4 protein-coding genes and 1 pseudogene are annotated in these 12,663 nt (G+C 42.6%); 4 read left to right on the top strand and 1 reads right to left on the bottom strand.

Annotation, left to right across the window (positions count from 1 at the left end; translation table 11 throughout):
• The first annotated feature begins 16 nt into the window (after positions 1–16).
• The 3 genes and pseudogenes from T344_RS0116765 to T344_RS31955 all read left to right on the top strand — a co-directional run.
• Complete coding sequence (locus tag T344_RS0116765; RefSeq protein ID WP_027629669.1) at positions 17–2,902, top strand: glycoside hydrolase family 9 protein; 2,886 nt, start codon at positions 17–19, stop codon at positions 2,900–2,902.
• 216 nt (positions 2,903–3,118) lie between these two features.
• On the top strand, positions 3,119–4,558 hold the full coding sequence (locus T344_RS0116760) for a glycosyl hydrolase family 8 (protein WP_027629668.1): 1,440 nt from the start codon (positions 3,119–3,121) through the stop codon (positions 4,556–4,558).
• Positions 4,559–4,798: 240 nt separating this feature from the next.
• Positions 4,799–5,302 (top strand): annotated as a pseudogene (locus T344_RS31955) (hypothetical protein); the annotation flags it as partial.
• A gap of 155 nt (positions 5,303–5,457) precedes the next feature.
• Here the strand turns inward: T344_RS31955 and T344_RS31950 are convergent.
• On the bottom strand, positions 5,458–5,850 hold the full coding sequence (locus T344_RS31950; protein WP_162178042.1) for a pentapeptide repeat-containing protein: 393 nt from the start codon (positions 5,848–5,850) through the stop codon (positions 5,458–5,460).
• Between the two features lie 124 nt (positions 5,851–5,974).
• Between T344_RS31950 and T344_RS29895 the strand changes: the two genes are divergently transcribed.
• The coding region (locus T344_RS29895) for a fibronectin type III domain-containing protein (protein WP_422784865.1) at positions 5,975–12,663 on the top strand (6,689 nt) is incomplete at its 3' end.

Below are 12,663 nucleotides of genomic sequence, written 5' to 3'. Positions count from 1 at the left end.
TAAGGAGGGAAAAAAGATGTACAGGACACATAAGGACAGCTATAGAAGGACTCTGTCAATCTTTTTGGTTTTATGCCTTATTACGGTACAGTTTTTCACATTCAGTGCGGCAGCGGCAGAAGCCCTGCCTGAATCCCCGGTCGATCCGGCTGCTGCGGCTGTTGAGAACTGGGAGAATTACAATTACTTCAATTTTGCCGAAGCGCTGCAAAAATCACTTTATTTTTATGATGCCGAAAAATGCGGTGCCGATGCCGGTTATGATAAAGGCGGCAGGCTTGAATGGAGGGGCTCCTGCCATGAGGGAGATGCAAAAATTCCCTTTAAATATACAAATCTCTCTTCTGCTTTTGTTGAAAAGTACAAGAGTATTCTTGATCCTGACGGAGACGGAACGGTGGACGTACACGGCGGCTTCCACGATGCCGGCGACCATGTCAGGTTCGGGCTCCCTCAGAGCTATACGGCAGGAACCCTGGGGTGGGGCTTTTATGAATTCAGGGACTCCTTTAAGGCAATAGGGGAAGAGCAGCATATGATTGAGATTTTAAGGTACTTCACCGATACATTTTTACGCTGCTCCTTTCTTGATAAGGATGGAAATCTGATAGCATTTTGCTATATGGTGGGTGAAGGGGATGTCGACCACAGCTACTGGGGACCGCCGGAGCTGTATCCCGAAGAGTATGCCAGAACCAGGCCGGCGGATTTTGCCACCGCCGAAACTCCCGGGAGTGATGTCTGTGCCAGCACTGCTGCGGCACTTTGCACCTCGTATTTGAACTTTAGGGATTCAGACCCTCAATATGCACAGAAGTGTCTGGAGGTTGCAAAGGCATTGTATGAATTTGCAAAGAAATACAGGGGGAAGGCAAATGGCGACGGCTATTATATTTCCGACTACGATGAGGATGAACTGGCCTGGGCTGCGGTATGGCTGTATGAGTGCACCGGAAATGCGGACTATGTAAAGGATATAGATTCGGTTGATTCTGCCGGAAATTACACAGGTTATATGAAAAGGATAATACCCGAAACCTTTAACACCAATACCTGGTATAATTCCTGGACCCACTGCTGGGATGCGGTCTGGGCAGGAGTATTCCTGAAGCTGAACCAGCTGTTGCCGGAGAATGAGCTGTTCGACTTTATTGCGAGCTGGAACGTCGAGTATTTGTCGGGAGGCGCAGCAAAGCATAAAGACCCAAATGACAGGAATTATGCAATACCTTCACCGGCAGGATATACAATGATAAACGGCTGGGGCTCTGCCCGCTACAATACGGCGGCTCAGCTGTGTGCACTCGTGTATATGAAGAACCATCCTGAAAGGACTGATTTCGGCCAGTGGGCCAGAAGCCAGATGGAGTACCTTATGGGGAGGAATCCCATGGGATATTCGTATATAGTCGGCTACGGCTATGAAAAGGGCCTGCCTTATGCCCATCATCCGCACCACAGGGCTGCCCACGGCTCAAAAACAAACAGCATGAATGATCCTGCAGAACACAGGCATATATTATGGGGAGCACTGGCAGGCGGACCGGATAAAAACGATTATCACATAGATTCAACCACCGAGTATGCCTACAATGAAGTTGCCGTTGACTATAATGCCGCATTTGTAGGCGCCTGTGCCGGCTTGTACAAATACTACGGCCAGGGGCAGGAGCCAATAGCCGATTTCCCGCCCCGGGAAGCAAGAACGGACGATTACTACTGCGAGGCCCGGGTGGAAAGAGAAACCAGGGACAGTACGCAGATCGTTTTGCGGGTGCACAATGAATCCAGCCAGCCTCCGCATTATGAGACCGGAATGACGGTGAAATATTTCTTCAATATAAGTGAACTGATAAAAAACGGCCAGGATATTAATGATGTGATATTTGCCGTTGAGTATGACGAACAGATTTCCCTGCAGCAGGACCCCATAAAATACAGGGGGCCATTCAAATGGGATGACGCCGGGACATATTACTATGAATTTGATTGGAGCGGAAGTAAAATTTACGGAGACAGGGAACTGCAAATTTCCTTCAGAGCAAAGCAGGATTCCAATTATCTCACTCACTGGGATTCCTCAAACGACTACAGCAGAATGAACGTTACCGGAACCTATGCTGTTACCGCAAATGTGCCGGTATATTTGAACGGAGTACTGGTATACGGTGAGGAAGCTCCCAAATTGGAACCCGGTCCTGACGATCCGGACGACCCCGGGACGGCTCCTGCTTCAATCAAGGTATTATACAGGTGCGGAACCCCGGATTCTGCAAAAAATACCATAAGGTCGGCCATAAGCATTATGAATACGGGAACTGCTCCCGTAAATTTATCCGACATAAAGGTCCGCTACTGGTTTACAAGCGACGGCAACCAGGATAATTCGTTTGCCTGTGATTATGCTGCTTTCGGAGCTGAGAAGGTAACGGGGAATTTCTTCAGCATAAACAACCCGGTGTCGGGTGCCGACACGTATTGTGAAATAGGCTTCACAAATGCTGTCGGAAAACTTGCACCCGGCGGAAGCACCGGAACAATACCTTTCAGAATACAGAGCAATTCGGATTATGACCAGACAAATGACTATTCGTATGATTCTTCAATAACAGGCGACCCAGGTGAAAACCATAAAATCACGGCATATGTAAAAGGAAGTCTCAAGTATGGAATAGAACCCATAGTAACCGGTATCATCCCCGGTGACATAGACGGCAGCAGCAGTGTTGATGCCATAGACTTTGCAATTATGAGGAGATATTTGCTGGGGAGTATTGAACTGGATCAGGAGGCATACAGCAGAGCGGACGTAAATGGAGATGAGGCCGTCAATGCACTGGATTTTGCATTGCTTAGAATGTATCTTCTCGGCACAATAACTTCTTTTCCGGCAAGCAGGTAAACGGACTGCAGTTGGTTCACCTGAACGCCGAAAATACGGTTTATATAAAAATATCTGGATTGGACATCGGACCTGTTACAGACAACTGGTAAAAATTTTTGTATCAATGTTCAATTGTATAATTCCTGAAGCTTCCGGAACTGCCCTGGGAGCAGTAAGGATTTACAATTGGACAGGCAGTACAAAATTCATTAATTTATTAAGGAGGTATTTGACATGAAAAGGGTTTTAGCGTACTTGCTGGTTTTGACTTTCGTGTTTACAGCTGTACCCGTAACCTCACTTAACGCAGCAACAGGGGGCTATTACAGCACGGGAAGTTACAGGAATGTATTTGTTGAGACAGGCAGGACAGAGACTCAGGTAAAGGACAAGCTGGATTCCATGTTTGACAAGTTCTTCAAGGGGGATACCAACAATCAGAGGTTATTTTATGAGTCGGGAAGTGACGAGGCCTACATAAGAGATACCGGAAATAGTGATGTGCGTTCGGAGGGTATGTCATACGGTATGATGATATGTGTCCAGATGGATAAAAAGAAGGAGTTCGACATGCTGTGGAAATGGGCAAGAAACCACATGTATCAAAGCTCGGGGCAGTATAAGGGTTTCTTTTCCTGGCAGTGCAACTACAATGGCGGCATAATTGATACAACACCTGCGTCGGACGGGGATGAGTATTTTGCAATGGCTCTCCTCTTTGCGGCACGCAGGTGGGGCAACGGAACCGGGATATTTAACTATGAAGCAGAAGCGCAGACCATACTGGATGCAATGCTGCATCAGGCAGATGACGGTGTTGGGGTGAATATGTTCGATAAAACACAGAATCAGGTTGTTTTCTGCCCTAATGGCGGTTCTGCAACGTTTACCGATCCCTCCTACCATCTCCCGGCTTTTTATGAATTATGGGCATTATGGGATAAGGATGCGAATGACAGAACTACCTGGACCAGGATTGCCGCAACAAGCAGAGAATTCTTCAAGAAGTCGACACATGCCACAACAGGATTGAATCCCGACTATGCTAACTTTGACGGAACGCCCAAGGATGTTTCCTGGAGTTCGGGGCATGCCGATTTCAGATATGACGCCTGGAGGGTGGCTTTGAATATCAGTGTAGATTATGCCTGGTGGCAAAAGGATGCCTGGGCCTCCACAACATTTGCTCCAAGAATTCAGAGCTTTTTCCAAAAAGAGGGTATAAGCACTCACGGAAGCAATTACACACTGGCAGGTTCGAAGCTTAACAACGACCATTCTCCGGGGTTGGTAGCCATGAATGCTGTTACAGCTTTATCTTCAGATGTACAGAGTGCAAAGCCCTTTGTAGATGAATTGTGGAATACTGCTGTTCCCTCGGGGCAGTACCGCTATTATGACGGAATGCTTTATATGCTTGGAATGCTTCATTTAAGCGGTAACTTTAAGATATGGGGTGCAACGCCATCGTTTTTATGCGGTGATGTAAACAAGGATAATGCTATTGATGCGCTGGACAGTGCTCTGCTGAAAAGTTATCTCCTGGGAAAGACAAGTACTTTACCAAGTGTGGAGGCAGCCGACACAAATGCTGACGGTTCGGTTGACGCCATTGATTTTGCCATACTCCAGCAGTATCTTTTAGGTAAAATCGGGACTTTACCGTACAAGTAGACAATCTTGGCGGTAAGGTGGCAGGATACCGGATTACGGCAGTAGGATAGAAATAAAGCACCAGTAAAATAAAGTTAAGATGCATTTAAACAACCAGAAACTACGGAAACGGAGTTTCTGGTTGTTTGTTCAGTATCCATAATATTGCATAATATTTACAAAAATTACAATCAGGCCTATAATAATTTGTATTGAGAAGTTAAAAATAAGTATTTTTGGTAGAATAAAGGAGATTGAAAAATGCCGGATTGTAAAAAATATTTAGCAGTACTCTTGGTTTTTATTTTACTTCTGCAAACATTTAATTTTTCAGCAATGGGAATGCAGGGTGCAAATTCAGGTGTTATACGTGAAAATGTCAGTCGTGAGAACAGAATGGCCGGAAACGGTGACTGGAGCAGTGCATCAGGCAGTACCGGACAAACAGGCAATTCCGTTCAATCGGACAATATTGGACAAAATGCTATAAATCCGGCAGGAGGTGCCGGAACAGAAGAAATGGCAATTGAGCCGCCGGCCTCAGCGATTGAAGCAGTGAAGCAAAGTGCACCGGCAGTTCAGACAACCGCATCAGCAATAGCCATTCCCCGGAACGTTGAGGTTATCCCGGGAGAACGGAGTCTGACAGTTAGCTGGGATGCGGTTGAAGGAGCGGAAGGTTATGATATATCCCTGAATGGTAGTATTACCAAGGCTGCGGCAGCAAGCCGTACATATTCCAGCCTTAAATCCGGCACCCAATATTTTGTCAGGGTCAGAGCAATCAGTAAGGCTTATGCCGGTGAATGGAGCAGGGAAGTAAATAAGTATACCCTGCTTGCTGCACCTGCCAGGCTTAGGGCAAATCAATCAAATACTTCCATAGAGTTAACATGGGAAGCTTCACCAGGAGCCGACAGCTACAGGATATACCGCAATGGTGTGGAAATAGGCGGCTCCGATACCAATGCATATGAAGATATGATTTTGGAGCAGTTCAGTTCCTGTACATACAAAGTAAAGGCATATAGCCGTAATGGAAACATGTCCGGCTTTAGTTCCGAGTTAATTGTAACATCGGGCAAATTACAGGCTGCAATGGAGGAAGCGGCGGATAGAGAAGCCTTGGATAAGGATACCTCAGTTAAGGATGCTCCGGATAAGGAAACTTCAGCTAATGAAGCTTCGAATAAAGAAGAAACTCCGTCTGTAATAATTGATACAGATATACTCTCAGATACAAATGAAGCAGAACCTGATAGAGCAGTGACAACAAGCACCGATTCCACCTTCCTTTCAACACCAATAAACATAGTGGCAACTCCATCTGCCATATCTGTAGATCTGTCATGGGAAACCGTAGCCGGAGCCACAAGGTATGAAATATACCGGGACAACATAAAGGTAGGGGCAACAGCTGCCAATATATATACCGACATGGGATTAACAGCCGGAAAAACTTATGTTTACAATATCAAGGCATATAACGAAACTGGCAATGAGTCGGTTTTAAGCGAAACGTTAATGGTGAGTACGCCGGCTTTACAGCTGAATATTCCTGGTAATGTTTCGGCAGCGGCAACCGACAGGACCTTAACAGTTAGCTTTGATGCTGTAGAGGGAGCTGAAAGCTATGATATTTCCATAAACGGAGATATTACCAACACGACCCAAAACAGATTTGTCTTTAATGAGCTAAGTCCAAATACACTTTATTCAATTAAAGTAAGAGCCGTTAATGCCGGAGGCTGCGGTGAATGGAGCACAGGAGTGGAAAAGTATACCTTGCTTTCAACACCTGTAAATATAACGGCGACTCCATCTGCCATATCCATAGATCTGTCATGGGAAGCGGTGGAGGGAGCTACAGGATATGAAATATACAGGGATGATGTGTTGGTAACAACAACATCTGCTGTAACATACGCTGATAAAGGATTGGCAGATGGGCAGGCATATGTTTATAAAATTAAAGCCTACAACGAAGCAGGAAATGAATCGGCACTCAGCAATCCGCTGACAGTGAGTACAATTGCAGCTACTTATATCAAAAGTAATCTGACCTTAACCGAAGACAAGGTCTTCGGAGATGTATATCTGTCCGGGGGGACGCTGGATCTGAATGGCCACACAATTATAATTTATGGAAGTTTAATACAAACAGGTGGAATAATAGTTATAAACAAGGGCAAAGTCGAAATAAAAGGAGCCTATACTGTTACTGGCGGAGGTCAGTATTTAAATATGAGTTATGATGAGGACTATATTCAAATTCATGGTGATTTTTATGTAAAAACATATGTATACAATGGATTGTCATCATTAAAAGCTGGAACAATGGAGGTAAAAGGAAATTTTACTCAAAGAGATTATAACGGTTGGTATAATGACTTCAAAGCTTCAGGTACTCATAAAGTTGTATTAAGTGGTGATAAAGAACAAATAATAGATTTTGATAAGCCGGATGCTAACAGATTTAATATTCTGGAAATAAGACATGAAACTGGTGTAGCGATTACGGTGATAAATGCATTAAGCACAAATATATTAATAACAAACGGTTTCAAATTGCCAACAATAAATTTGAAATATACGGATTGGACATTGACGGACAATGAAATCATTGAAGGAGACTTAACCTGCAATAATATAAATTTGAATGGTAAAACATTAGAAGTAGAAGGCAATATAACCATAAACGGAAATGTCAATATAAGTGGTGGAAATTTAATTGTGGATGGGAATCTAAATCACAGCGGAGTTGTGGATGTAAATAAAGGAAACATAAGAGTAAATGGAAACTATACCGTTGAAGGAACATCAGGTCAATATTTAATAATGAGCTATGATGAGGACTATATTCAAATTCATGGTGATTTTTATGTAAAAACATATGTATACAATGGATTGTCATCATTAAAAGCTGGAACAATGGAGGTAAAAGGAAACTTTACCCAGAGAGATTATAACGGTTGGTATAGTGACTTCAAGGCTTCAGGTACTCATAAAGTTGTATTAAGTGGTGATAAAGAACAGATAATAGATTTTGATAAGCCGGATGCTAACAGATTTAATATTCTGGAAATAAGACATAAACCGGGTGTAGGAATATCAGTGGTTAACAATCAACTAAGTACAAATACACTAATAACGAATGGATTTAAATTACCTACTTTAGATTTAAGATATACAAAATGGACACTCACGGAAGATGAAGTTATTCAAGGAGACTTAACTTGTAATAATATAAATCTAAATGGCAAAACATTAGAGGTTCTGGGTAATGTTAATTTTAATATGTACAATGATAATGATTCTGTAAATATAAATGGTGGGAAGTTAATTGTTGCAGGCAATTTATATCATAAAGGAGTTTTAGTTGTAAATAAAGGAAGGATTGACGTAAAAGGAAATTTTACGGTGGAATTTGGAACTACTCAGCAATATTTATATATGACATTTAATGAAGATTATATTTTAATAGAAGGTGACTTTTATGTAAAGACATATGTATATCGCGGTGTTTCAACCCTAACAGCAGGAACAATAGAAGTTAAGAGGAATTTTACACAACGTGATTATAACGGTTGGTATAATGATTTTTATGCTTCAGGCACTCATAAAGTAATACTAAGTGGAAATAATATACAAACAGTTGATTTTGATAAACCTTCCTCTAATAAATTCAACATTCTCATAATCACAAAACCCATAGACTCAGGCTATACATTTAACAGTTATAAAATCTGGAACATTCTCATAGAGGACTACCGCTACGAGCAATACTTCGGTCTTAGCGGTATGAATCCTGCTACGGGAAACTTTTCTCGTACCTATACCGACCTGACTATGGACTCGCCGGGATATGACATTGATTTCAGCAGAACCTACAACTCCAGAAGTGATAAAGCTTCGGTATTCGGCAGAGGATGGACCTTCAGCTACGAGAGCAGCATTCAAGATTCACTCTACAGCACTGATACAAGAGAAGTCAGACTGCCCGACGGAAGTGTTCAGACCTTTAAGATGAACAGTGACGGAACCTTTGCCGCAAATGATTCCCACAACACACTGGTACAAAACCCTGATGGAACATATATTCTTACATCAAAGCAGCAGGATATATTCTATTTTGACTCAAACGGACATCTTGTTAAAATGCAAGACAAGAACGGCAACAGCGTTACCGTAAGCGTTGATTCCGAAGGCAGGGTGCAGGGGGTAACCGATCAGGCTGGAAGGAACTTTACCGTAACATATGAAAATGGATTAATAAAAAGCATAAAAGATAATACGGGCAACAGAACGATAACATATGAATACCTTGACGACCGGCTGGTAAAGGTAACTGATGCAATGGGCAATGCAACAAGCTACACCTACGACTCCGAAGGCTTCATGACTGAGGTAAACGACAGTTTTTATAAATTAATCGAGTCTGTAACCTACATTCATGACGGAGAGAACAAGGACAAGGTTGAAAAGAGAACAGACGCAAACGGAAACGAATTTACATACTCATATGACAATATAAACTGTGTTACAACCATTACAGACAGCAATGGAAGGGTGACAACACAAAAATATGACAGTTCCTACAGCATAATTAATTCAACCGATGCTGAGGGCAAATCCACAGTATATGAATATACCAGGGATGAAAACGGAATAAACAAATATTCCGAGGAAAAATCCGTTACTGACCGCAATGGCAATAAAACTCAGTATGACAGGGATTCCAACGGCAATGTGACAAAAATTACAAATCCAGATTCCAGTACCAGGGTAATGACTTATGACGAAAAAAATAATGTTACAAGTCAAAAAGACGAAAACGGGAAAATGACCTTCTATGTATACGATTCCAGTAAAAAGAATCTGACAAAAAAAGTGCAGCCGCTGAACGGGACCGACCAGTATACCGATGGAACTGCCGATACGGAGAAGTTCGCCATTACTACTTATGAATATTACACCGATTCCGAAGGTGCGGCATTAGGTTATAAAGCTAAAGGCCTGATAAAATCCGTAACTGATCCTGAGGGGAATAAAACCATATACACATATGATACCTATGGAAATATCATTACAGAAACAGATGCCGAAAACAACACGCGTGCTAACGAGTACGATGCATCAAGCCGGCTTGTAAAATCCACCACACCAAATGGAAATAATACCGGGTATGTATATGACAAAAACGGAAACCTTGAAAGGCAGGTGACGGATGGAGGAGAAACTACCAGAATAACCTACGACTCGGAAGGCCGGAAAACAAAAGAAATATCTCCAAAATTGTACGATCCTTCGGAAGACGACATACAAAACCACCGGTATACCGGGAATGCAGGGTACAGGTATACATACTTCGACAACGGCAAGGTCAGAACGGTTACAGATCCGAACAATAATACAACATCATACACCTATGACATATATGGAAATGTTGTAACAGAAACAAAACCCAACGGAGCCAAATACACAAATGAATATGATCTGATAAACAGACCCCTGAGAACATATTTCCAGGAAGATCCCACGGCAGAACAGGTATTGCTTGAAGAAAATACCTATCAAATTCTGGCAGGAGGGAAAACTCAGCAGATACACAAAAAATATTTGAATGACACTGAAGTTGCAGTCACTGTCAGCGTATTTGATTATGCCGGGAGACAAATATCGGAAACCAGGCCTGACGGCACAACAATTTCTACAACATATAATGCAAACGGCACAGTAAATTATACCACCGATGCAAAAGGGAATGTTACATATTATAAATATGACGGCTTAAATAGATTGACTGAAAAATGGACTCCTTTTGAAACAGTCAGCGGCAGCACCAGATTTACGTACAATAGTACGTTCTATAGCAAGGTCGGAGAAGTAAAACAGGAAATAACCGGAAAAGATACGGTCCTCAAAGATGGCAAACCTACCCAACAGATAACAAAAACCTATGAGTACTATAAAAACGGCAAGGTAAGGAGCGTTACAGATAATGAAGGAAGAAAAACCGAATACCAATACGATGCAGACGGAAACGCAATTCAGGAAAAGGTATATACAGATCCTGAAAACTATATTGTAACAGATTACCGGTACAATCACTTGGGTAAGGTCGCAGAAAAAACTGAACACATAAAAGCAGGGGACTTTGAAGGCAATGATATCAACAGTACCGAAGATGTCAGTGTAATAACGGTTTATACCTATGATCAGAACGGCAACCTTGAGACAATGACAACTCCGGACAACGTTACAACCACATATGCCTATGACAATATGAACAACCAGACCGGCGTAAGCCGGCCGGGCATGGATGAATACGGCAATCAGACGAATATATCATCATCAACAAAATATGACTGGCAGGGCCAGCCAATTGAGAAAATTGATTCGAATGGAAATATAACAACATATACATACGACCAGAGAGGATTACTGGTACGAACCACAGATGCTGCCAATAATACAACAGCCTTCTATTATGACAGGGCGGGAAGGAAAACAGCCGAAGTAGCTCCAAATGCTTATGATTCATCAAAGACAATCGATCAGATGAACAGAGTGGAATATACCTATGACCTGATGGACAGGATAAAAACCAAAACATATGCGGGAGAGGAAAAGAGACTGGATACTGACACGCACCAATGGACAACCCGGCAGGTAAGAATAGTACAGGAGGCATACAAGTACGATAACAACGGAAATCCGGTAAAAGTACTGGATGGGCTGGGCTTCGAAGCAGCAACAGACAAAACGGGCATAGATACACAGATAAACACAGGCTACGGAACGGAATACACCTACAATCTGGCAAACAAACCGATAACGGTACTGGATCCCGTATCAAAAGAGAGAAGACTGAGTTTTACAACAAAATACAGCTACGATGCACTCGGACATAAAACCTCCGAAACAAATGCAAAAGGAGTCATTACAAACTATTATTATGACGATGCGGGAAACATAACACAAATAGGAGTAAGGAAAACTTCAACTGCGGCAGAAACGGTACTAAAAACCAGCACTTACGACTATTTGGGCAATCTGCTTACCGAAACAGATGCAATTGGAAACACGACAACATACCAGTACAATGCATTAGGTAAGGTAAGAAGAGCAGTATACCCAGGAGATGCAACAATACCTCAAAATGAAATAACCTGCCAATATGATGTGATGGGCAGACTGAAAATACAGAAGGATACAAAAGGAGCAGTTGACACCTATACATATAACAATCAGGGAGATATACTGACACATACACAGCAGGCACAGGACGGCTCAGAAGCAATAACCACAGGCTCCAGGTACGATAAAAACGGAAACGTAAGGTATTCCACAGATGCAAACGGAAATGAAAAAGAATATATATACAACCATCAAAATAAGCTCATAGCAGCAAGGCAGACGGTATCGGGAGTGGACCGCCAAACCAAATTCACATATGATGCCAATGGCAACAAGACCGCCGAAACCGACTGGAGGGGCAACACAACCACAAGCACATATGATGGCCTGAACAGGCTGATAGAACAAAAAGACGCATACAGCCACAGCATACAGAAGCTGGAATACAACCATAACAATGTACAGGAAAAAGCCTATGATGCGTTAAACCAAACCACACAATACACCTATGACAAAAACAACAGACTGCTGACAACAACAGATTCTGAAGGCCATACAACCAGCCAGACCTATGATGAATTGGGCAATATAGCAACGAAGAAAGACGGAAGAAACAACCAGACCACCTACCAATATGACGAATACAACAGGCTGAATAAAGTAACAAACGCCAAAAATGAAAGTACGGAATATTCGTATGACCTGAACGGGAACCTGCTTTCACAAAAAGACGCAAAAGGCAACATAACAACCTATGAGTACAATGCAGCCAACAAAGTATCAAAACGCATCGACCAGGGTGGCCGTACAGGAACGCCGGGCAATTACAGTTACAACCCTGCAAAAACAGAAACCAGTATCTATAATACGGATGGAACACCGGCTGCAAAAACAGACAGAAACGGAAAAACCATAAACTACACCTATGATATACACGGCAGACTGCTGACCCAGACCATAGGCTCCGAAACCATAACCTATACCTA

Origin of the sequence: Ruminiclostridium cellobioparum DSM 1351 = ATCC 15832 (assembly GCF_000621505.1) — a bacterium.
Classification (GTDB): Bacteria; Bacillota; Clostridia; order Acetivibrionales; family DSM-1351; genus Ruminiclostridium; species Ruminiclostridium cellobioparum.
This window is presented reverse-complemented; position numbering and strand designations above follow the sequence as displayed.

What these genes read in the sequence shown, in the direction of transcription:
- T344_RS0116765 (WP_027629669.1), top strand. Translation starts at nt 17, where the DNA reads ATGTACAGGACACATAAGGACAGCTATAGAAGGACTCTGTCAATCTTT.
- T344_RS0116760 (WP_027629668.1), top strand. Translation starts at nt 3,119, where the DNA reads ATGAAAAGGGTTTTAGCGTACTTGCTGGTTTTGACTTTCGTGTTTACA.
- T344_RS31950 (WP_162178042.1), bottom strand. Translation starts at nt 5,850, where the DNA reads ATGTTTATTGGTGTTGAAAGGAAGGTGGAATCGGTGCTTGTTGTCACT.